The organism is Mesorhizobium sp. BR115XR7A (genome assembly GCF_020165315.1).
Classification (GTDB): domain Bacteria; phylum Pseudomonadota; class Alphaproteobacteria; order Rhizobiales; family Rhizobiaceae; genus Mesorhizobium; species Mesorhizobium australicum.
In genome coordinates this window covers 382,030-402,769 of the sequence record NZ_JAIUHW010000002.1, presented here as the reverse complement: position 1 = coordinate 402,769, position 20,740 = coordinate 382,030, and the positions used below count along the sequence as shown (strand labels likewise).

The 20,740-nt window shown below is 63.0% G+C and carries 21 protein-coding genes and 1 pseudogene; 12 read left to right on the top strand and 10 right to left on the bottom strand.

The window, feature by feature from the left end; all coding sequences use genetic code 11:
- Positions 1 to 11: 11 nt before the first annotated feature.
- Positions 12 to 338 carry a SemiSWEET family sugar transporter gene (locus LB557_RS06025; protein WP_140620524.1) on the bottom strand — a complete coding sequence of 109 codons (327 nt, stop codon included), beginning with the start codon at positions 336 to 338 and terminating at the stop codon, positions 12 to 14.
- 98 nt (positions 339 to 436) lie between these two features.
- Between LB557_RS06025 and LB557_RS31840 the strand changes: the two genes are divergently transcribed.
- A complete protein-coding gene (locus tag LB557_RS31840) occupies positions 437 to 595 on the top strand; it encodes a hypothetical protein (protein ID WP_411970532.1) in 159 nt (52 codons plus the stop codon).
- Between the two features lie 454 nt (positions 596 to 1,049).
- Here LB557_RS31840 and folB read toward each other — a convergent pair whose 3' ends face one another.
- The 7 genes and pseudogenes from folB to LB557_RS05990 form a co-directional block, all read right to left on the bottom strand.
- The gene (gene folB, locus LB557_RS06020; protein WP_023773903.1) at positions 1,050 to 1,409 is read right to left on the bottom strand and encodes a dihydroneopterin aldolase; all 360 of its coding nucleotides are present in this window, start codon (positions 1,407 to 1,409) and stop codon (positions 1,050 to 1,052) included.
- 3 nt (positions 1,410 to 1,412) lie between these two features.
- Positions 1,413 to 1,937 (bottom strand): annotated as a pseudogene (gene folP / locus LB557_RS06015) (dihydropteroate synthase); the annotation flags it as partial.
- A gap of 195 nt (positions 1,938 to 2,132) precedes the next feature.
- Complete coding sequence (locus LB557_RS06010) at positions 2,133 to 2,426, bottom strand: hypothetical protein (protein WP_015316681.1); 294 nt, start codon at positions 2,424 to 2,426, stop codon at positions 2,133 to 2,135.
- Positions 2,427 to 2,664: 238 nt separating this feature from the next.
- On the bottom strand, positions 2,665 to 3,174 hold the full coding sequence (locus LB557_RS06005) for an EF-hand domain-containing protein (RefSeq protein ID WP_224713027.1): 510 nt from the start codon (positions 3,172 to 3,174) through the stop codon (positions 2,665 to 2,667).
- Between the two features lie 373 nt (positions 3,175 to 3,547).
- Positions 3,548 to 3,997: a DUF4112 domain-containing protein gene (locus LB557_RS06000; protein WP_224642789.1), complete on the bottom strand. Its 450-nt coding sequence runs from the start codon at positions 3,995 to 3,997 to the stop codon at positions 3,548 to 3,550.
- A gap of 6 nt (positions 3,998 to 4,003) precedes the next feature.
- Entirely contained in the window at positions 4,004 to 4,477 is a 474-nt protein-coding gene (locus LB557_RS05995) for a YidB family protein (protein ID WP_140716117.1), read from the bottom strand.
- 357 nt (positions 4,478 to 4,834) lie between these two features.
- A complete protein-coding gene (locus LB557_RS05990; RefSeq protein WP_224642829.1) occupies positions 4,835 to 5,734 on the bottom strand; it encodes a GNAT family N-acetyltransferase in 900 nt (299 codons plus the stop codon).
- 236 nt (positions 5,735 to 5,970) lie between these two features.
- Between LB557_RS05990 and argE the strand changes: the two genes are divergently transcribed.
- From argE to LB557_RS05960, 6 genes are all read left to right on the top strand, one after another.
- Positions 5,971 to 7,095 (top strand): acetylornithine deacetylase, encoded by a 1,125-nt coding sequence (argE, locus tag LB557_RS05985; protein ID WP_224642790.1) that lies wholly within the window; start codon positions 5,971 to 5,973, stop codon positions 7,093 to 7,095.
- Positions 7,096 to 7,106: 11 nt separating this feature from the next.
- The gene (locus tag LB557_RS05980; protein ID WP_224642791.1) at positions 7,107 to 8,030 is read left to right on the top strand and encodes a 2-hydroxyacid dehydrogenase; all 924 of its coding nucleotides are present in this window, start codon (positions 7,107 to 7,109) and stop codon (positions 8,028 to 8,030) included.
- 23 nt (positions 8,031 to 8,053) lie between these two features.
- Positions 8,054 to 8,407, top strand: a complete 354-nt coding sequence (locus tag LB557_RS05975; protein WP_224642792.1) for a cupin domain-containing protein — start codon at positions 8,054 to 8,056, stop codon at positions 8,405 to 8,407.
- Between the two features lie 137 nt (positions 8,408 to 8,544).
- The gene (locus LB557_RS05970; protein WP_224642793.1) at positions 8,545 to 10,008 is read left to right on the top strand and encodes an aldehyde dehydrogenase family protein; all 1,464 of its coding nucleotides are present in this window, start codon (positions 8,545 to 8,547) and stop codon (positions 10,006 to 10,008) included.
- Positions 10,009 to 10,018: 10 nt separating this feature from the next.
- Complete coding sequence (locus tag LB557_RS05965; protein WP_224642794.1) at positions 10,019 to 11,062, top strand: tartrate dehydrogenase; 1,044 nt, start codon at positions 10,019 to 10,021, stop codon at positions 11,060 to 11,062.
- Positions 11,063 to 11,079: 17 nt separating this feature from the next.
- Positions 11,080 to 12,537, top strand: a complete 1,458-nt coding sequence (locus LB557_RS05960) for an NAD-dependent succinate-semialdehyde dehydrogenase (protein ID WP_224642795.1) — start codon at positions 11,080 to 11,082, stop codon at positions 12,535 to 12,537.
- 15 nt (positions 12,538 to 12,552) lie between these two features.
- On the opposite strand, the gene LB557_RS05955 is transcribed toward LB557_RS05960, so the two are convergent.
- Together LB557_RS05955 and LB557_RS05950 are read right to left on the bottom strand one after the other, a co-directional pair.
- Complete coding sequence (locus tag LB557_RS05955) at positions 12,553 to 13,833, bottom strand: NAD(P)/FAD-dependent oxidoreductase (RefSeq protein WP_224642796.1); 1,281 nt, start codon at positions 13,831 to 13,833, stop codon at positions 12,553 to 12,555.
- A 17-nt stretch (positions 13,834 to 13,850) separates the two neighbouring features.
- Positions 13,851 to 14,519 carry a haloacid dehalogenase type II gene (locus LB557_RS05950; RefSeq protein WP_224642797.1) on the bottom strand — a complete coding sequence of 223 codons (669 nt, stop codon included), beginning with the start codon at positions 14,517 to 14,519 and terminating at the stop codon, positions 13,851 to 13,853.
- Positions 14,520 to 14,837: 318 nt separating this feature from the next.
- Between LB557_RS05950 and LB557_RS05945 the strand changes: the two genes are divergently transcribed.
- From LB557_RS05945 to LB557_RS05925, 5 genes are all read left to right on the top strand, one after another.
- Positions 14,838 to 15,677, top strand: a complete 840-nt coding sequence (locus LB557_RS05945; protein ID WP_224642798.1) for a GNAT family N-acetyltransferase — start codon at positions 14,838 to 14,840, stop codon at positions 15,675 to 15,677.
- 13 nt (positions 15,678 to 15,690) lie between these two features.
- Positions 15,691 to 17,064, top strand: coding sequence for an aspartate aminotransferase family protein (locus LB557_RS05940; protein WP_224642799.1), 1,374 nt, complete (start codon positions 15,691 to 15,693; stop codon positions 17,062 to 17,064).
- Between the two features lie 267 nt (positions 17,065 to 17,331).
- Positions 17,332 to 18,024, top strand: coding sequence for an HAD-IA family hydrolase (locus LB557_RS05935; RefSeq protein ID WP_411970531.1), 693 nt, complete (start codon positions 17,332 to 17,334; stop codon positions 18,022 to 18,024).
- Between the two features lie 65 nt (positions 18,025 to 18,089).
- Positions 18,090 to 19,700 (top strand): ABC transporter substrate-binding protein, encoded by a 1,611-nt coding sequence (locus tag LB557_RS05930; protein WP_224642801.1) that lies wholly within the window; start codon positions 18,090 to 18,092, stop codon positions 19,698 to 19,700.
- 88 nt (positions 19,701 to 19,788) lie between these two features.
- The gene (locus LB557_RS05925) at positions 19,789 to 20,739 is read left to right on the top strand and encodes an ABC transporter permease (protein ID WP_224642802.1); all 951 of its coding nucleotides are present in this window, start codon (positions 19,789 to 19,791) and stop codon (positions 20,737 to 20,739) included.
- The last annotated feature ends 1 nt before the right edge of the window (position 20,740 follow it).

Here is a 20,740-nt window from a genome sequence, read left to right as displayed (position 1 = left end):
CGAGACAGGCCTCAGGACGCGGGCGGGCGAGGCCTCTCGGAGCCAGGCGAAGGATCGATTGCGTCCGCCACCATCTCCCTCTTGGAACTGGGAAGGACCCTCATCAGCAGGATAAAAGTGGCGAGCACGAGGCAGACAGCGTTGGTGACTATGATGGGCCATTCGCCTTTAATGATGCCGAAAGTCAGCCACAGCACGAAGCCCAGCACAGTGATGGCATACATCCACGCGGATATGCCAGCCGTGTCCCGGGTCTTGATGATCTTCCAGGCTTGCGGGGCAAAACTGGTCATTGAGCACAGCGCTGCCAGCGAACCGATGAGCGTGACCTTTTCCACGCAACCAACCTCCGACTATCGGCTTCATTCGCACGCCCGAAAGGCCCGCTTGTTCGACCTCGGCGATACCGGCGAAGTCTTTGGGTACCGAGGGCACAGTGCTTCCCCGGTTGGAAGCCGCCCAGCGAGAGCCAATCACAGCACTGGCCGAGATGGCCAGGGACGCCCTGCCGCATGGGGATGTTCCCACACAATCTGTCAGCAGATCAGAGCGGCTTCTGAGGGTGGTGATCAGGTTCGAAGCTCAGCCGCTTTGAGCCGCGACAGCAAGTCGCGGGACGCTTGGATAAGGCGCCGTGTCTCCTCAATGGTACGAAGCAAGTCTTCAGCGCTCGCCCGCGCCCGACGGCTACCGAGGTGAGCTGCTTCCAAATAGATCTTGCGTGCTTGCCGGGGATCACTCATCGCTCGACTTTATAAGTTGGAAGCAAGCGGAAGAAACTAACGTGTGTTAAGGCAAGCGGATCTTTGTGATACCCCACCAAGTAGCAGTGCGTCTGGGCAACAACGAGCCCTGACACGTCGTCCGTCTCGCCGGCGGCTGACCGGTGACGCTGGGCGGCAGAAGGTGCGGTGCGTTGACGAAGCCAGGGTTGAGGCAGTTCGAACCCTGTCCAGAGGGATCTTCCAACATGCAAATTTACAGGAAATGAGCTTGAGGGCGACGCCGCCGGATCGCCCAGATTGCCGCCGAGGCTCAGATAGACGGTGTTATTCGGGCCAGACAACGGTCACCTCGACGTAATCGAGCACGCCAGGCACCGGCGCATTGGGCTTGCGAACGGTGACCTCGGCTTTCCGGATCTGGGGAAAGCGCCCGGTGAGAGCCTTCGCGACTTCCAGGGCCAGCGCCTCGATCAGGAAGCGCCGGTGTCCGGTGATGATCTCCTCGATGACGGTGAAGGCGACGCCGTAATTCACCGTTTCCCCGATGGCGTCATCGACGAGCGCGCGTCCCGGCTCGACGGTGAGCGAGGCATCGACATAGAAGCGCTGCCCCAGCGCTTCTTCCTCGTCCAGCACGCCATGCCGGGCAAAGAAGGCGCAATTCTTCATGCGGATGACATACATGGCTCAGCGTTCCGATCCGGTTTCCCGCGCCAGCATAGCATCCGCCACCGCCAGCGCGTCCACGTTGATTGCGACATCATGGACGCGAAACAGATGCGCGCCCTTGAGCCGGAGAATGACGCTGGTCGCCGCCGTGCCGGCCGCCCGGTCGGCGGCGTCGCGGCCGGTGACGGTGCCGATGAAACGCTTTCGCGACGTACCGGCCATCAGCGGGAAGCCGAGCGCGCCAAGCTCGGCAAACCGTGCCATCAGATCGAGGTTTTCCTCCGCCGTCTCCTTGGCGAAGCCGAAGCCGGGGTCGAGCACGATATGGCCGTCGGCAACACCTTGCCCGCGCCCGATCTCAAGCGATTTTCCCAAGAACGCCAGCTGGTCGGCGATCACATCGGGCAGCTTGTCGCGATCCCGTCCGGTATGCATGATGACGAGCCCGGCGCCGGTATCGGCCGCCACCCGCGCAATGTCGGGCTCGCGCTGCAGACCCCAGACGTCGTTGACGATATGCGCACCGCTCGCATGAGCTAGGCGTTTATCTTGTCAAAGTGGCCGTCAGGAAGTGCAGACCGTCAGCTAGCCATCGTCCTTTGAGGACAGCCGAGCCACCGTTGACTGAGTCTGAATCAGCGGTTTGGCGCACTGAGTCCGAAGCTGCCTTGCAGTATACCTCAGACGTGAAGCGGCATGCACTCGGTCATCGTCTGGGCCACACCATTGCCGCAGGCGCTAGACCAAAGCCATCGGCAGATATCGAATCACAACCTGCTCCTGGCGGAACCGCCGCTCCAATTCCGAACGCCGCCTTTGCCAATCGGGCAGATCGACTTCGTGAGTCATAACCTCGAAGATGACGATCTCGTCTGCTCCCTGCCTCCACACACCTTCCGCAGGCGCGCGCAAATACGCGGTGACACCGTCGAAGCGGAGCGCGAGCTCCTCCTTCACACGGTCAAACTCTTGCTTGGCGAAGGGCTTTCCTGCGTTGTCGGCGCGAGGTAGCAGAATCTGGACCAGATGCATGTTTGCCCCTAAACCTCGCAATGCTTGCCTAGAGCCACTTCTTTGGAATGCTTGGCCTATGGTCGTCGACGGGCACAGCCGTCCAGCCTCGTGCGAGCTCTGCGCAGGTCTTTACCCCGTTGATCCTACCGAGTATCGGCGGAGCATGAGACGGTGGGGAGCCAAATACCGTGCTCCGAGCCATCTCCTGTGGGCCCTAGCTTCAGACGTCGAGCAGGCCGAGGACAACCTGTCGGTGCTAACGTCGGTCCTGGTCTCCTCCGGGACGGAAAAAGGATTGGAGTTCCTGCATGTCGACGCTTTCATCGCCGTCCTCGTCGACAGCGTTGAAAATTCGCCCGATGAAATCCTGAACCTCCGCCCGCGACAGTGTACCATCACCGTCGGTGTCCATGATAGCGAACATGATCCTCATTTTGGCCCCCTGCATCATATCGGCCCCCGCCCTGCGGCCGTGCTTCATACGTCCCGCATCACGATCGCTCATCTCGTCGTCCTGAAGCCTTGGGCCCCTGTGTCGCCAATCCGCCTCGGGGTCTCGGTCCCTTGCTGTTTTTTCCTGCAGCATCTCGTCCATCATCTTGCGCATCATTTGACGCATTGCTTGCTGGTTCTGTCCGGCTTCATCCGCCGTCCGATCCTGGCCTGGTGATGCAGGCTGGGGAACATCCGCCGATTGCGCAAAGGCTGACGGGGCGAGCATAGCGAACGCGGCTGCCAATACTGTAGTTATGACTGCTCGTGTCATTGGGTTTTCTCCTTTGACTGCCACGCCGACCACACGGCGTGCTGTCCCCAACCAGCAGCTCGGTTCATGGTTCCTAGGCATCGGGCGCAAAAGCGGCATAGCTCCGATCATCTCAGCAAAGCGCTGGCTGTCTTTGTCGGAATAGACCTTACCGATCACCTGATCGCTGCGCAGATTTGCCAGCGGCGCAACAAAGATCGGTCTTCACCGATTTTGCCGAACTCATTGACCCACATCGACAAAGGTGGCGCAGACTCCGCCCCAGTTCCGAGAGTGCGGCTGGATGAATTCCCAGTTGGCGGCAACGGCATCGTGTCCGGCCAAAGCCGGACGCTTCCCGGTCGCCAACGCCGCATGGGTGATGCCCTGCGAACTACCGTTCAGCAACCTGACAGCTTAGATGGGCACGAAGCAGGCGGATGTTGCGGTTGTTTGATTTGTAGTAAACATCGAAGATCGATCCGAGAATGGGCACGCTTCCCAAGACAGTGTCAAACAGCACATTGGCCAACATCCGAGCAACCAACAGCTTCCCAGCGCCGCACTTGCGGGCTCGCAGCACAATGTAAGCCGAGATCAACCCGGTTGCTGTATCTCCCAGCACAGGCACCAGGCCTACCAGAGCATCCAGTCCGAACAGAATTGGCGTTCCCGGGATTCGCCAGCGCGAATCAAGCAGCACTGCCAAGAGGTCGAGCTCGGCGATTGCCCTCGCAGTCTGGCGATCCACAATAGGCGTTTCGCTTGTCCCTACTTTCCGGCTGCCATTGCTCGCTCGATCCAATCTCCTCGGTTTCGCACCTCTCCAGTCCGCTTCCGTCATGTGGAATTAGCTTTGTATCGGCCGGGAAGGCACGTCGTCGAGCAGGTTGGGCTGGTCTGGGACTTTTGTTCGGTGGTCTGCTGGGAGGGTGCCGTCGGGGGTCATCTGGTTAACCGCATCGGGCAAATCCCTGGTAATCCTTGCAATCAGCTCCTCGCGCGAGAGGCCGGTCTGGCGGGAAAGTGCTTCCAGTGTCTGAGCGTCAATCGCCGTTTCCACCTCGTGCGCCTCGATCGGCTGGTTCGGCCCAGTGCCAACCCAGGAGTCCACCTTCGACCCGGCACCTGCATTTCTAAAGCGGTCAAGAATATCGCCCAGCGCGGTGCCGGATAGGCCCTTCGACACCTGGTCCAGTATCCCGCCTTGCGGATTATTGGGATCGCGCTCTCCCGCTCCGCGGATCGCCTCCGCGATCTTGTCGCGGTTTTGATAAGCCAAAACCCCCAGCATAGCGATCGCAAGTCTTCCTAGATTGGCCACTCGTTCCTCCTGTGGTTTCGAACATGGAGAAGGTCTCGCCCTGCCAAAAGTTCCCGCGATTGCCAGCAATATAAGGAACGGCTTGGCAATCGCGACCGCTCCATCGCGCGAGACGGAAGGTCAAGTTTATGCCCTCATGATCTCGCGCGACGATACTTCCATTCGATCCTCAATTGTGGAACTGGTCGGCCCGCTTTGGGCCGAATGCGGACAGGCGGCTTTCTGACCTGAGATGTCCATGTCCGGACGCTCAGATCTTAAGGCTTGGGCTGGAACTGGTCGGTCGAAGATGCATAGGGAACAACCGTGCTATGGTTGAATGTTGGCCGGCTCTTTTTTGTCGACCAGAGCATCGACCTACCCCAGAGTTTGGCTCGCCAGAGCATAGGTCTTCAGCGTAGCCGAGCCGCCGACTACAAAATCGGTGAGGCGTTTGCCCATCGACATGGTCAGCACCGTGTCGAAGATCGGCATTCCGCTGTGCGCTAGAAAGGCGGCGAATTCGCCATCTTTCATATGGGTATCGACTCTGAGGAAAGACCCGGAATGGCCGGCCACGTGCGGCTGAACGATCGCCACGGCGTCGGCGTCGCTCTCCGCCACGACAGGCCCCACGACATGGCCTCGCCCGAACGGCCGGCAGAGCGCGAAGGCACTGAGCGTATCACCCTTGAAAAGACCATAGCCGACCGAGTGCGCGAAAAGCTTTTCGATGAGCGCCTCACGCCTCACACCAAATCCCGCGGCGTCGAGCGCGATGACCGCCTGGATATCTTTCGCGTCCAGAGCCCGGATGTCGCCCCGCGTCCCGGATCCGGCCACCGTTGGCGCGCGGGCTATGCCCTGACATTGATAGACGGTCTTTTCCGGCTGGAAGTCGAGCGAGAGATAGAGCCGCTTTGCCGCCCGGGTTGCATTAAGCCGCAGATCATGCCCGGTGACCTTGTCGAACAGCCGTTTCATCAGCCATTGCGCCGCGCCCAGCGTCTGCAGGCGCGGCGAGGTAATGACCATGCCGACGGTCGCGAAATCAGCGCCATGCCTGAACCACATGGCCGAGCCGAGAACGCGCCCGATCTCGTCGAGCACCACGAAACCCTCACCCACGTCGCGCAGGAATTGCCAGTCTTCGGCCCGATGCGGCCAATTCACCGACAGCGAGAGCGCGTGCAACCGATCCAGCTCGACATCTTCGATGCCGCTGACACGCATCGAGAAGGCATCGATTTTCAAGCTTTCGGACGGCTTCAATTCCATGCCTCTGAAATATTGCCGATATGGAGAGGTCCCACAACGGCCTACCCTTACCCCTGCCGACGCTAACCAATCGGACCAATATGATCTGTTCGAAAGCCCCGCGCCAACGCAAGATTCAACTGAAACACTTCCGCTTTCGGCACGCAATCGCGAAGGAACGCTGACATTCTCGACCGTATCGGCCCGACGAACCGGAATGCCAAATGCCCAAACCCCAAAATACCTTGAGGTCTGGAATGGACGTCTTCGACATCCTCGGCCGTCTCGTCGCCTTTCCATCCGTGGCCGGCAAGCCGAACGGGGACATTGCCGGCTGGATCGAGGCCTATTTGGCGGAACAGGGAGCGAAGGTCGCCTTGCTCACGGGGCCGGAAGGCGACCGCTCCAATCTCTTTGCGACGATCGGTCCCACCAATGTCCCCGGCTATATCCTGTCGGGGCATATGGACGTCGTCCCTGCCGGCGAGCCACAGTGGAGTTCGTCTCCCTTCGCGTTGCGCCAAGAGGGCGAGCGGTTCTATGGACGCGGCACCGCCGATATGAAGGGCTTTCTTGCCGCTGCGCTGGCGGCGGTGCCTGCCCTGTCGCGGCTGCGCCTTGCGAGACCGATCCATCTCGCCTTCTCCTACGATGAGGAGATGGGCTGCCGCGGCGTGCCTCATCTCATCGCCCGGCTTCCCGAACTTTGCGCCATGCCGCTCGGCGTCATCGTCGGCGAACCAAGCGGCATGCGCGCCGTGCGCGGTCACAAGGGCAAGGCGGCCGCCCGCGTCACCATCAAGGGACGCTCCGGCCATTCCTCGCGGCCCGATCTCGGACTCAATGCCATCCATGCGATGTCCGAGGCGCTGAGCGCGGCCGTGAACGAGGCCGAACAGCTGACGCACGGTCCGTTCGACCCTGCCTTCGAGCCGCCCTACTCCTCGCTGCAAGCGGGTGTGGTGGCGGGTGGACATCAGGTCAACATCATTCCCGACACCTGCACGCTGGACCTGGAGGCGCGCGCCATACCTGGCGTCGATCCGGCGCGCCTGCTCGCGCCGGTCAAGGCGCGGGCCCAGGCCCTTGCCGCGAAGGGGTATCTTGTCGAGTGGACGCCTATGAGCGCCTATCCCGCACTGTCTTTGTCCCAAGATTCAGGCTTGGCGGCGCTGCTGAGCGCCCTGACCGGCGAAGCACCGCTCACTGCGGTCAGCTATGGCACCGAGGCTGGGCTCTACCAGGCTGCCGGCCTGGATGCGATCATCTGCGGTCCTGGCGATATTGGCCGCGCCCACAAGCCGGACGAATATATTCTCGCCAGCGAACTCACCGCCTGCCAGCTTATGATCGAAGCGCTGGCTGTGCATTGTGCGGCCTGAAGGGGAACCGGATGACATTCCTGTTCAATTCCGATGCGCGGCGCGGCGCGGTCTTTGCCGAAGCCTTCGCCAAGGAACTGCCCGACCTCCCCTTCGCCATGAATGCCGCGACGGCCGATGCCGACGCGGTGCGTTATCTCATCACCTGGACGGTGCCGGATAATCTCGCCCGCTACCGGAACCTGGAGCTCCTGTTCTCCCTTGGTGCCGGCGTCGACCAGTTTCGCTTCGATGCGGTGCCTGCGACGGTGAAGATCGTGCGCATGGTCGAGGAAGGCATCGTGCGCATGATGCAGGAGTACGTATCGCTGGCCGTACTTGCGCTGCACCGCAACCTGCCCGCCTATCTGGCACGGCAGCGGGCCGGTCAATGGCTGGATATCCCGCAGATCCAGGCCGCCTCGCGCCGGATCGGCATGCTCGGTCTCGGGCAGCTCGGCCAGGCGGTCCTCGACCGGCTGAAACCCTTCGACTTCCCGCTCGCCGGCTGGAGCCGTTCGCCGCGTCAGATCGACGGCGTGACCTGCCACCATGGCGAGGTTGGGCTGGAGACGATGCTGGCGGCCAGCGACATATTGATCTGCCTGCTGCCGATGACCGAAGACACGCGCGGATTTCTCAATGCCGATCTGTTCGCCAAACTACCGCAGGGCGCGGCTCTCGTTCACACAGGCCGGGGGCCGCAGCTCGACCATAAGGCGCTTGTCGCCGCGCTCGAGAGCGGCCACCTTTCAGCGGCGATGATCGACGTGACCGATCCCGAACCGCTGCCCGCGAACCATCCGTTCTGGTCGCATCCGAAGATCATCCTCACCCCGCATGTCGCGAGCGTCACCCAGCCGGCGACCGCGGCACGCGCCGTCATCGACAACATCCGGCGCCACCGTGCCGGCCTTGAGCCGATCGGGCTCATCGACCGGTCGCGCGGCTATTGAAGTCCAACCAGAAAGGCCGTCCCTTGTCCCTGCTCAAGACCGTCGATACCAACCCAACCTCTTCGCCGCGCGAATCCAGGGCGCTGCCAGAGCGGCTGATCGCCGGCGACCCTGCCTTCAAGACCTGGGCGCAGGATGTCGCCAAGGACGATCTCGTCCATACCGGCGTCTGGGAGGCGACGCCGGGTGAGACGCGCTCGATCAAGGGGGAGGCTTTCGAGTTCTGCCACATTCTCTCCGGCGTGATCGAGATCATACCGGACGCCGGGGAGAGGGTGACCTACCGCGCCGGCGACAGCTTCGTCATGAAGCCCGGCTTCACCGGTGTCTGGAAGACCATCGAAACGGTGCGCAAGATCTACGTGACCGTCGGATAGCGAGGCACGTCCTCGCGCGAAAGATTTTGCCGTCCCTCATCCCTGGCACGCAACATTCGTCGGTGGCGGAACGCCGAACAGCGCATGCTGCGTGGCGCCACGCGCTAGGCTCCAGCGGTGCCGCAGAGTGGTTGTCGATGAGCCTGAGCTTCGATCCCGATACAATTCCCCTCCCCGTCGGCCATTTCATTGGTGGGGAACTGATCCCGGCCGGGGGTGGGATCGAGATGCGTCGTCCGTCGGACGGCAAATCCTATACGGACTGCCCCGTAGCCGGCCCTGACTTAATCGACCGAGCGGTGAACAGTGCAAAGGCTGCGCTGACGGCCAGCAACTGGGGCGGCATCCGGCCACGCGAGCGCACCAGGGTCCTCCAGGCCTGGGCCGACTTGATCGAGGCGGAAGCCGCGACGCTGGCCAGGATCGAGGCGCTGAGTTCGACGCGGCCGGTCGGGCAGCTCGTCGCCGGTGACATCGCCATCACCGCCGAACAGATACGCTTCTTCGCCGAATTCGCCGACAAGGAAGGCAGCGAGCTCGCGCCGACGGACGACGCCAGCCTCGGCATGATCATGAGCGAGCCCTATGGCGTCGTCGGCGCGATCACGCCCTGGAATTTTCCCGTCTCGATGGCCGGCTGGAAGCTCGGCCCGGGGTTGGCCGCAGGCAATGCGGTTGTGTTGAAGCCGTCGGAAATGACGCCCTTCTCGGCCGTCTATCTGGCGCAACTCGCCGTGAGAGCCGGCCTGCCGGCGGGACTGATCAACGTGGTGCTGGGCGATGGGCCAACCACAGGCGCGGCGCTGACCGGCCATCCCGACATCGCCAAGGTATCCTTCACCGGCTCGACCCGCGCCGGCTCGGCGATCATGGAGAATGTGGCCCGCACCGGCGTCAAACCAATGACGCTGGAACTCGGCGGCAAGAGCCCCCAGCTTGTCTTTGCCGATGCCGATCTCGACAAGGCGGCGGCAGCGATCGCCGGCAGCGTCACCTTCAACGCCGGCCAAGCTTGCGTCGCCGGCACGCGCCTGATCGCCGAGAAGAGCGTCGCCGACAGGCTGACGGCCGCGATCCTGCAACGGATGAAGATGGTGCGGCCAGGCCCTACCTGGGACGACGCGACGCAGTATTCGCCAATCATCTCGGAACGGCAGCGGACACGTGTCGACGGCATCGTGCAGGCTGCGGTCGAGGCCGGCGGCGAATGCCTGACCGGTGGCGGCGTCATGGACAGCCCCGGCTATTTCTACCAGCCGACGCTGATCGCTGACGTGGACAAGGCCAATCCCGCGATCGTCGAGGAAATCTTCGGCCCGGTCCTCACCGTCCAGACCTTCGAAACCGAGGAAGAAGCGCTGGCGCTGGCCAGCCATCCGATATACGGGCTGGCTTCCGGCCTGTTCACGTCAGACCTGTCCCGCACCATACGCTTCGCACGTAAGCTCGAAGCCGGCACCGTCTGGGTCAACCGCTACAGCCGCTCGCGCGACCATATCCTGCCAACCGGGGGCTACAAGCGCTCCGGCATCGGCAAGGACCTCGGCCGAGAAGCCTACATCGCCAATCGCAGGACCAAGAGCGTCCTGATCAGCCTCTAGAGAGATGCCGATGAAGTCCTATTCGATCGCCCTGATCCCCGGTGACGGCATCGGCCCCGATGTAACCGCCGCCGCCTGGTCCGTGCTGCAGACGGCGGCCAGACATGCCGGCTTTGCACTGGCCGGAACCGAATTTCCCTGGTCCTGCAAATTCTACCGGGATACCGGCCGCATGATGCCGGAAGACGGCATCGAAACAGTGCGCAGCTTCGACGCCATTCTTCTCGGCGCCGTCGGCTGGCCGGCGGAAGTGCCGGATTCGGTCTCGCTGCACGGCCTGCTGCTGCCGATCCGCAAGGCATTCGTGCAGTACGCCAACATCCGGCCGCATCGCCTGCTGCCGGGGGTCACGGGACCGCTGCGGGCCGAAAGCTTCGACATATTGTGCATCCGCGAGAACACCGAAGGCGAATATTCGGGCGCCGGCGGGCGCGTGCATCAAGGCACGCTGCACGAGGTGGCGGTAGAGACCTCGATCTTCACCCGCGCCGGCGTCGAGCGCATCCTGCGCTTCGGCTTCGAGCAGGCACGGGCGCGGCGCAGCAGACTGGCCTCCGTCACCAAGTCCAACGCGCAAAAATATTCCATGGTGTTCTGGGACGAGATCACGCGGAAGCTGGCAGCGGACTATCCTGATGTCACTGTCACCAGCTATCACGTCGACGCACTCGCCGCGCGTATGATCATGGCGCCCGAGACCCTCGACGTGGTCGTCGCCTCCAACCTGTTCGGCGACATACTGACCGACATCGGCGCGGCGATCCAGGGCGGGCTCGGCTACGCCGCCTCCGCCAACATCAATCCTGACCGTTCGGCGCCGTCGATGTTCGAGCCGGTGCACGGCTCGGCGCCCGACATCGCGCATCTCGGTATCGCCAACCCGATCGCTACCATCTGGTCCGGCGCGATGATGCTCGAACATCTCGGCGAAACAGCCGCCGCCGACCGCATTACGAAAGCGATCGAAGCGACAACCGCGCGCGGCATTGGCACCACTCCCGGCAAGGATCGAACGGAGGCCATCACGGCCGCCGTCAACGCCGCTCTCACCTGATTGCAAGGTCGTTTCCGATGAAAAGCCTGAACGATAAAAGTCTGTTTCGCGAAGCCGGCCTGATCGGCGGCAAGTGGGTTGCTGCCGGCTCCGGCAAGACGGTCGATGTACTCGACCCGGCGACCCAATTGACGATCGGCACGGTGCCCGACATGGCCGGTCCGGAGACCCGTGCAGCGATAGAGGCCGCCGCATCCGCCTATGTGGATTGGCGGAAGAAGACCAACGCCGAGCGCGCCGGCCTGCTCGAGGCCTGGCATGGGCTGATGCTGGCGCATCTGGACGATCTGGCGTTGATCCTGACGACCGAACAGGGCAAGCCGCTGGACGAGGCCAAGGGCGAGATCCGCTACGGTGCCTCCTTCGTCAAATGGTTCGCGGAGGAAGCGCGCCGCATCAATGGCCACACCATCCCCTCGCCCACATCCGATCGCCGCATCATCATCCTGAAAGAGCCGGTCGGTGTGTGCGGCATCATCACGCCTTGGAACTTTCCCAACGCGATGATCACCCGCAAGGTCGCGCCGGCGCTGGCGGCCGGCTGCACGGTGGTGATCAAGCCATCCGAGTTCACGCCCTATTCGGCGCTGGCCCTCGGCGTGCTTGCCGCACGGGCCGGCATTCCCGCCGGCGTCATCAACATCGTCACCGGCATGCCAGCCGAAATCGGCAACGAAATCATGGCCAATGAGACGGTGCGCAAGATCTCCTTCACCGGCTCGACGCGGGTCGGCTCGCTGCTGATGCGCGGGGCCGCCGACAGCGTGAAGCGGCTCAGCCTCGAACTCGGCGGCAACGCCCCCTTCATCGTCTTCGACGACGCCGATCTCGACCTCGCCATCGAGGGCACGCTGGTCTCGAAGTTCCGCAACGGCGGCCAGACGTGCGTCTGCGCCAACCGCATCCTCGTCCAGGCCGGGGTCTACGAGACCTTCACCGCGAAGCTCTCCGCGCGCGTCAACGCCATGACGGTGGGGCCGGGCACCCAGCCCGGCGTCGTCATCGGGCCGATGATCAACATGGCGGCGGTCGAGAAGATCAACCGCCACGTCGCGGACGCGCTCGCCAAGGGTGCTGCGATCGTCACCGAGAAGCAGGCCCTGCCGGAAGGATCTCAGTATGTCGCGCCGCTGGTGCTGACGGGCGCCACAAAAGACATGCAGCTTGCCGGCGAGGAAACGTTCGGCCCGGTCGCGCCGCTTTTCCGTTTCGAGACGGAAGAGGAAGCGATCGCGCTGGCCAACGGCACACCCTATGGACTTGCCTCCTACTTCTATACCGAGAATTTGAAACGCGCCTGGCGCGTCGGCGAGGCGTTGGAGTTCGGCATGGTGGGCTTGAACACCGGCTCGGTCTCAATGGAGGTGGCACCCTTCGGCGGCGTCAAGCAGTCCGGCCTCGGCCGCGAAGGCGCGCAGGCAGGCATCGAGGAATATCTCGAGATGAAAAGCTTCCATATGGGCGGGCTGGGCTAAACCCCATCCGCCGGATCAGTGGTCACTGATCCGGTCGAGCGCCTTGTAGTAGAGGCCGACCATCGGTAGGAACCACGGCTTGCCTGAATAGCCTGGAATGGCAGGCCACTCGAGCCCCTTCAGCGGATTGCGGTCCTCGCGGCCGAGCATGGCATCGGCCAGGATCATGCCGAGCTGGGTGGAAAGCTGCGCGCCATGACCTGAATAGCCCATCGCGTACCACACCCCGTCATGGTAGCCGGCGCGCGGGAAACGGTCCTTGGTCATGTCGACCAACCCGCCCCAGCAATAGTCGATCTCGACTTTGGCGAGCTGGCGGAAGATGGCCGCCAGGCTTGCCCGCAATATCTGTCCGCTCCTGGCGTCGGAGCGCTGGTCCGATGTCGCCGAGAAGCGCGCGCGGCCGCCGAAGATCAACCGGTTGTCGGGTGAGAGCCGGAAGTAGTTGCCGATGTTCATCGAGTTCACGCAGGTCCGGTTACCCGGCATGGTCGCGGTGATCTCGGCGTCGCTCAAGGGCCGCGTGGCGATGATGAAGCTGCCGACCGAAATGATCCTGCGGCGGAAATAGCCGAAATTCGGCGTCGTATAGGCACCGGTCGCCACCAGCACGGCGTCGGCGCTGATGCGACCCCGGGACGTGGTCAACTCATGCCGCTTGCCGGCTTGCTTGTGATCAGTCACCGCAGCGTTCTCGTGGATCACGGCGCCGTGGCGGGCGGCTGAAGTAGCGAGACCCGCCACATAGCGGCCCATATGCATCATGGCGCTCTTCTTCGACAGCATCGCGCCATGGAAAGGCGAGCCGATCTCCGATTTGAGATCGGCCGCTGACAGCAGCGCCGTATCCGGATCCACCTCGGCATGGATGGCTTCGAAGTTGCGGGCGATCGAATCAAAATGCTGCGGCTTAGAGGCTAGCTTCAGCTTGCCGGCGCGGCGGAAGTTGCAATCGATGCCTTCCTCGGCGACCAGCGCCTCGATGGTGTCGACGGAATCATCCAGCGCCCGGTAGATCGCGATCGCGCGTTCCTTTCCGAGTTCCGCCTTAGCCGAGAGGTAGCTGTGGGCAAGTCCGTTGTTTAGATGTCCGCCATTGCGCCCGGATGCACCCCAGCCCACGCACTCCGCTTCCAGCACCACCACCTTGACGCCGGCCTTCGCCAATTGGCGGGCGGCGGCGAGACCGGTGAAGCCGCCGCCGACGATGGCGGCGTCGTAGTGACCCTCGACCGGGCCTTGCGCCGCGCCGGCAAAGACGGGGGCAGTGTCGTGCCAGTAGGAGACCAGCTTCATCGGCAATCCGCCCGTTTTTAGAGACCGATCACGCCTGGAAGGCCCGAAATATCTGGTATCTCGACATAGCCATAATAGGGGTTGGCTGGTTCGTGGCCGCGGTTGACCCAGACCTTGTTCTTGATGCCGAGATCGTGCGCCGACATCAGGTCGTAGCGGAAAGAGGACGAGCAGTGAAGGATATCGTCCGGGCCGCAGCCCAACATGTCGAGCATGTACTCGAAGGCTTTGAAGCGGGGCTTGTAGGCCTGCGCCTGCTCGGCCGTACAGACAGCATGGAAGGGCGCGCCGAGCTTTTCGACATTGGACATGATCTGCGCGTTCATCGCGTTGGAGAGGATGACGAGCGGAATTTCCTTGGCGACCTTCGCCAAGCCCGCAGGGACATCGGCGTGAGGTCCCCATGTCGGCACGCGCTCATAGACCATCCTGGCGTCGTCCTGGCTGAAGGCGACGCCGTTGCGCTTGCAAGCGCGCTCGAGCGCATTGTGGACGACATCGGCATAAGGTTTCCAGTCGCCCAGAATCTCGTCCAGCCGGTACGCCGCGAAATTCTTGATGAACTCCTGCATGCTCGGCTCGTCGAGCCGGCTGCCGTAGAGATCACGCGCCGCTTCCGCCATCTGGAAATAGGTCAACGTGCCGTAGCAGTCGAAGGTGATGTATTTGGGCCTGAAGGAAGCCATGTCCGTCGATCTCCGGTGGAAGCACATCCGCGCTGGGAAGTATTTCATCATAGAGCGGCAGGCGGCGACCCACCTGACCGAAATAGGCCTTCTGAAAGCAGAAAGTTCCGTATCCGCCATCCGGTTTGGCACGCTGTGGCATCTGGCGTGCCGATTGCGGCGCCGCGCACGGCGTGAGGCGCCCCGCCGTGGATGACGCCAGCACAAGATGCGGCACACCGCTTACGCTACGGCGAAAGATACTGTCGAAGCCAAAGCCTTCAGATGATCTGCGGCGCGCCGATGGTCGAAACTTGTCGTCAGACGGAAGGATGCCTCATGCCGCAGGGCGACATCGAACTCCGGGCCTTCGGGCCCGACCATATCGAGGGAGCCGTAGTGCTTTCTCGCCAGGAGAATTGGCCACATCGCCCGCAGGACTGGCAGATGGCGCTGCAGCTCTCGAACGGCGCGGTTGCGCTCGACGATCAGGGCCGCGTCACCGGAACTATCCTGGTAACGCCCTACGGCGCAGATTGCGCCATGATCAACATGGTGATCGTCGACAGGACTGTGCGCGGCAAGGGGCTTGGGCGCCGGCTCATGGATCGGGCCTTCGCCCTTGCCGGTGACCGTCCGCTGCGGCTCGTCGCCACAGCGGACGGCATGCCTCTTTATGAAAAGCTCGGCTTTGTGCCGTCCGGTACGATCCGGCAACATCAAGGCAGCGTTGCCAAGCTTGGTGCGCCGGGCGGCGTGGAAGCCGCGGGCGCCGCCGATCTCCGGGAAATCAAGGCGCTGGACCGCGACGCCTACGGCGCCGACCGTGGAGCTCTAATAGATGCGCTGGCCGAGCGCGGCCAATTCGCCGTCATCCGCCGCGACGGCGCCATCGGGGCCTATGCCGCGATCCGGCCGTTCGGACGCGGCGAGGTGATCGGTCCGGTCATCGCGGGAAGTATCGACGAGGCAAAGGCCCTGATCGGCTTCTTCGCCGCCCCGCGCGCCGGCGCCTTCCTGCGCGTGGATACCGGCAGCGGGACCGGCATCGCCGGCTGGCTCGAGGAAATCGGCCTCACCCATGTCGGCGGCGGCGTAGCCATGGACCGTCCGCCCAAGCCGATCGCGGAACAGGCCAGGCCAAAAGTCTACGCCCTCGCCAACCAGGCGCTAGGATAGTCGGAGAACAACAATGATCGCCAATTCCCTGATCGAACTCGATCGCGCCCATCTCATCCACCCGGTCTCTTCATACCGTGGTCATGAGGCGCACGGCGTGCGCGTGTTGAAATCGGCAAAGGGCGCGACTGTGACCGATGCGTCCGGCCGGCAACTCGTCGACGGTTTTGCGGGGCTATGGTGCGTCAACGCCGGCTACGGCCACGACAGCATCGTCGAGGCCGCGGCGCGGCAGATGCGTGAGCTTCCCTATGCCACTGCCTATTTCGACCTCGGCTCGGAGCCGGCCATCCGGCTCGCCTCGGAATTGGCCGAGCGCGCGCCCGGGGATCTGAACCACGTCTTTTTCACGCTAGGCGGATCGGACGCGGTCGACAGCACGATCCGTCTCGTCCGCTACTACTGGAATGCCAGGGGCGAGCCGCAACGCGACCAGTTCATTTCCATCGAGCAGGGCTATCACGGGTCGTCGGTGGTCGGCGCGGGCCTGACCGCCCTGCCCGCCTTTCACGCCGGGTTCGGCATTCCTTTTGAATGGCAGCACAAGATCCCCTCCCCCTACCCTTACCGCAATCCGGTCGGCGAGGATGGCAACGCGATCATCGCCGCATCGCTCGCCGCGCTGAAGGCCAAGATCGAGGAGATCGGGCCGGAGCGGGTCGCCGCCTTCTACGCCGAGCCGATCCAGGGTTCGGGTGGCGTTATTGTTCCGCCGAAAGGCTGGATCAAGTCGATGCGCGAGCTCTGCCGGGAGTACGGCATCCTGTTCATCGCCGACGAGGTGATCACCGGTTTCGGCCGCACGGGGCCCTTGTTCGCCTGCACCGATGAGGACATCGTTCCCGATTTCATGACGACGGCGAAGGGTCTGACCTCGGGCTATGTTCCCATGGGTGCCGTCATTATGGCCGATCATGTCTACGACATCATCGCCGATGGCGCGGGCGCCTCGGCCGTCGGTCACGGCTACACCTATTCCGCCCATCCCGTCAGCGCCGCCGTCGCGCTCGAGGTGCTGAAGCTCTACGAAGACGGCCTTCTGGAGAATGGCATCAACGCCGGCGCCCGCCTGATGGCAGGACTGGCAAGCCTGAGCGGCCATCCCCTCGTCGGCGACGTGCGCGGCCGCGGAATGCTTGCCGCGATCGAGCTGGTGGTCGACAAACAGAAAAAGACACCGCTTCCGGCGTCGGCCACGCCGGCGCGGCGCGTCTTCGACAGGGCGTGGGACAACGGCCTCATCATCCGTGCCTTTGCGCATGGGGTTATCGGCTATGCACCGCCGCTCTGCTGCACCGACGCCGACATCGATGCGATCATCGAGCGCACGCGCCAGACGCTCGATCAGACACTGGACGATCCAGACGTCCGCCAGGCCTTGGCATGACGGCAGACGAATACCCTGTGTTTCGAAATATCGCCGGGGCAGACGATTTCGCAATTTTGTGCCGCCCCCTCACGCCTTTTCGGCGAATCCAGTGCGGGGGAAGTGCCAGACTGCTGAGAAGACAAGGCCAGAAAGCCTGGATTTCCGGGCCTTCAAAAAAGACCGACGCCCCGGACAGCACGGAATTTTGTTCTGTTCAACACGTGCAATTCGGCCGCATGCAGAGGAGACCCAGTCTTGGCCAGGGGCTTTAGCGGATTCAAATACATGACTTTCGATGTGGTCGGCACGCTGATCGACTTCGAACGCGGGATCACGACCTGCCTGGCGGAAATTGCCGCCGAGGCCGGCGTTTCGATCGATGGCGAGGAGGCACTGGCCCTTTACCGGCAGGCCCGCTACATGCCCGATGCGAGCCTGTTTCCCGACGATCTCGTGCGTGTCTACACGGTCATCGCGCCGCGTCTCGGCCTCCCTCCCGGGCAGAAATACGGGGTGCGCCTGCGGGACTCCGCCAGCGTCTGGCAAGGCTTTGCCGACAGCGCGGCGGCATTGGCGGACCTCGCGAAGTCGCACAGATTGATCGCCATGACCAATGCCCGGCGCTGGGCGCTCGATCATTTCCAAAAGCAGCTCGGTTCGCCCTTCTTCGCCACTTTTACGGCCGACGATACAGGCACGGAGAAACCGGACCCGGCCTTCTTCCAGAAGGTTTTCGATTTCGTGGCCTCCCGGGGCGACAGCAAGGATGACATCCTCCACGTGGCGCAAAGCCAGTACCACGACATCGGCATATCCCGGGCGCTTGGCATGACCAATTGCTGGATCGAGCGCCGGCATGCCCGGAAGGGCTACGGCGGCACGATCGAGCCCGAGCGTTTCACCGCGCCTGACTACCACTTCACGTCAATGGCGGCCCTTGCCGCCGCCGTGCGGGAAAGCCTGAAGCAACGAACCTGAGCCCAAGCCCGGAAAGCCGCGTCAAGACGAGCAACCCGGAAAAACAAACAGAAAGGGGAATGATTATGACCGACAAGATCACGAACTGGACCAGCGCAGACGATGCCATGGTCGAAAATGCCATTCGGCGGGGCGCGAGCCGCCGCGAACTCCTCAAGATGCTGCTGGCCGGGGGCGCCGCGGTTGCCGCGGGCAGCGTGGTGCTTGGCCGTGCCACCAATGCCGTCGCCGCCACGCCAGTTTCCGGCGGCAGTTTCAAGGCCGCCGGCTGGTCCTCCTCGACCGCCGACACGCTCGATCCGGCAAAGGCGTCGCTGTCGACCGACTATGTCCGCTGCTGCTCGCTCTACAACCGCCTGACTTTCCTCGACAAAGAAGGCGTCACGCAGATGGAGCTGGCCGAAAGCTTCGACAGCAAGGATGCCAAGACCTGGACCGTGAAGCTGCGCAAGGGCGTCACCTTCCACGACGGCAAGGACCTCACGGCCGACGACGTCGTCTTCTCGATGAAGCGCCATCTCGATCCGGCGGTCGGCTCCAAGGTGGCCAAGATCGCCGCGCAGATGACCGGCTTCAAGGCGGTTGACAAGTCGACCGTCGAAATCACGCTCGCCGATCCGAATGCCGACCTTCCGACCATCCTGGCGCTGCATCACTTTATGATCGTGGCGGATGGCACCACCGACTTCTCAAAGGGCAATGGCACCGGCGCCTTCGTGCTGCAAACGTTCGAACCGGGCGTGCGGTCGGTCGTCACCAAGAACAAGAACTACTGGAAATCCGGCAAGCCCTACCTGGACTCTTTCGAGTTCATCGCCATCAGCGACGACAGCGCCCGCGTCAACGCGCTCCTGTCCGGCGACATCAATTTCGCCGCCTCGATCAATCCGCGCGCGATGAAGCTCATCGGCGGCCAGCAGGGCTTCGAATTGTCGAAGACGACCTCGGGCAACTACACCGACCTCAACATCCGGCTCGACATGGATCCGGGCAACAAGGCCGATTTCGTCGCCGGCATGAAGTATCTCGTCAACCGCGAGCAGATCGTCAAATCGGCGCTGCGTGGCCTCGGCGAAATCGGCAACGACCAGCCCGTCTCGCCGGCGAACATCTTCCACAATGCCGACCTCAAGCCGAAGGCCTTCGACCCGGACAAGGCCAAGTTCCACTTCCAGAAGTCGGGCTTGCTCGGTCAGTCCATCCCCGTGGTCGCTTCCGATGCCGCGACCTCGTCGATCGACATGGCTGTGATCATCCAGGCAGCCGGCGCCGATATCGGCATGAAGCTCGACGTCCAGCGCGTCCCGTCCGACGGCTACTGGGACAATTACTGGCTCAAGGCGCCGATCCATTTCGGCAACATCAATCCGCGCCCGACACCGGACATCCTGTTCTCGCTGCTCTACGCCTCCAACGCGCCCTGGAACGAAAGCCAGTACAAGTCGGAGAAGTTCGACAAGCTGATGATCGAGGCGCGTGGCTCGCTCGACCAGGCCAAGCGCAAGGAGATCTACGGCCAAATGCAGACCATGATATCCGAGGAGGCCGGCACCATCATCCCGGCCTACATTTCCAACGTCGACGCCCTCTCCAGCAAGGTGAAGGGTTTGGAGGCGAACCCGCTCGGTGGCATGATGGGCTACGCAATGGCGGAATATCTCTGGCTCGAAGCCTGAGACGCGTCTGCCGGGGACCGGACGACCGGTCCCCGGCACCTTTATTGCGCAACATGGCTTGGCCGAACGCAACCGCAGGAGCGCTTCAATGACGTCTGGGGTTCTAAACCTCGTGCTGAAGCGGCTGGCGATCGCGGTCGTCACGCTGCTGATCGTCCTGTTCGCCGTTTTTTTCGCCACCAGCGTGCTGCCTGGCGACACCGCGTCGATCCTGCTCGGCCAGGCGGCTACACCCGAAGCCGTCGCCGGCCTGCGCGAGGCTATGCATCTGAACGATCCCGCTATCCTGCGCTTCCTGCGCTGGCTTCTCGGCCTGCTCCACGGCGATCTGGGCACTTCCTATGCCAACGAGATGCCGGTCGCAGCACTGATCGGCGGGCGCTTCGTCAACACCATGGAGCTCGCCGGCATCACCACGCTACTCTCGGTGCCCCTGGCGCTGACGCTCGGCATCACCGCCGCCATGCTGCGCGGTTCGCTCTACGACCGCACCGTCACCATTGTTGCGATCGGCGTCATCTCGGTGCCGGAATTCATGGTCGCGACGCTGGCGGTCCTGCTTTTCGCTGTCTATCTCAAATGGCTGCCGGCACTGTCCTCGGTCAACGAAGCGCATACGCTGACCGACCTCGTGCGCATCTATGCAATGCCGGTGATCACGCTGACCTTCGTCATATCAGCCCAGATGATCCGCATGACCCGCGCCGCGGTGATTGAAACGCTCTCCACGCCCTATGTCGAGATGGCGCTTCTCAAAGGCGCCTCACGCGGCCGCATGGTGCTCAAGCACGCGCTTCCGAACGCTCTCGGGCCGATCGTCAACGCGGTTGCGTTGTCGCTGTCCTATCTGGTCGGCGGCGTCATCATCGTGGAGACGATCTTCAACTATCCCGGCATCGCCAAGCTGATGGTCGATGCGGTCGCGACCCGCGACCTGCCGCTGATCCAGAGCTGCGCAATGATCTTCTGCCTCGGCTATCTCTTGCTCATCACGATCGCCGACATCATCGCCATCATGTCCAACCCGAGGCTCAGGTGAC

Coding starts and splice junctions, on each gene's coding strand:
- LB557_RS05940 (WP_224642799.1), top strand. CDS start 15,691: ATGATCGCCAATTCCCTGATCGAACTCGATCGCGCCCATCTCATCCAC.
- folB (WP_023773903.1), bottom strand. CDS start 1,409: ATGTATGTCATCCGCATGAAGAATTGCGCCTTCTTTGCCCGGCATGGC.
- LB557_RS06000 (WP_224642789.1), bottom strand. CDS start 3,997: ATGACGGAAGCGGACTGGAGAGGTGCGAAACCGAGGAGATTGGATCGA.
- LB557_RS05935 (WP_411970531.1), top strand. CDS start 17,332: ATGACTTTCGATGTGGTCGGCACGCTGATCGACTTCGAACGCGGGATC.
- LB557_RS05950 (WP_224642797.1), bottom strand. CDS start 14,519: ATGGCTTCCTTCAGGCCCAAATACATCACCTTCGACTGCTACGGCACG.
- LB557_RS06005 (WP_224713027.1), bottom strand. CDS start 3,174: ATGACACGAGCAGTCATAACTACAGTATTGGCAGCCGCGTTCGCTATG.
- LB557_RS05980 (WP_224642791.1), top strand. CDS start 7,107: ATGACATTCCTGTTCAATTCCGATGCGCGGCGCGGCGCGGTCTTTGCC.
- LB557_RS06010 (WP_015316681.1), bottom strand. CDS start 2,426: ATGCATCTGGTCCAGATTCTGCTACCTCGCGCCGACAACGCAGGAAAG.
- LB557_RS05965 (WP_224642794.1), top strand. CDS start 10,019: ATGAAGTCCTATTCGATCGCCCTGATCCCCGGTGACGGCATCGGCCCC.
- LB557_RS05970 (WP_224642793.1), top strand. CDS start 8,545: ATGAGCCTGAGCTTCGATCCCGATACAATTCCCCTCCCCGTCGGCCAT.
- LB557_RS05930 (WP_224642801.1), top strand. CDS start 18,090: ATGACCGACAAGATCACGAACTGGACCAGCGCAGACGATGCCATGGTC.
- LB557_RS05960 (WP_224642795.1), top strand. CDS start 11,080: ATGAAAAGCCTGAACGATAAAAGTCTGTTTCGCGAAGCCGGCCTGATC.
- LB557_RS05990 (WP_224642829.1), bottom strand. CDS start 5,734: ATGGAATTGAAGCCGTCCGAAAGCTTGAAAATCGATGCCTTCTCGATG.
- argE (WP_224642790.1), top strand. CDS start 5,971: ATGGACGTCTTCGACATCCTCGGCCGTCTCGTCGCCTTTCCATCCGTG.
- LB557_RS05955 (WP_224642796.1), bottom strand. CDS start 13,833: ATGAAGCTGGTCTCCTACTGGCACGACACTGCCCCCGTCTTTGCCGGC.
- LB557_RS05925 (WP_224642802.1), top strand. CDS start 19,789: ATGACGTCTGGGGTTCTAAACCTCGTGCTGAAGCGGCTGGCGATCGCG.
- LB557_RS05945 (WP_224642798.1), top strand. CDS start 14,838: ATGCCGCAGGGCGACATCGAACTCCGGGCCTTCGGGCCCGACCATATC.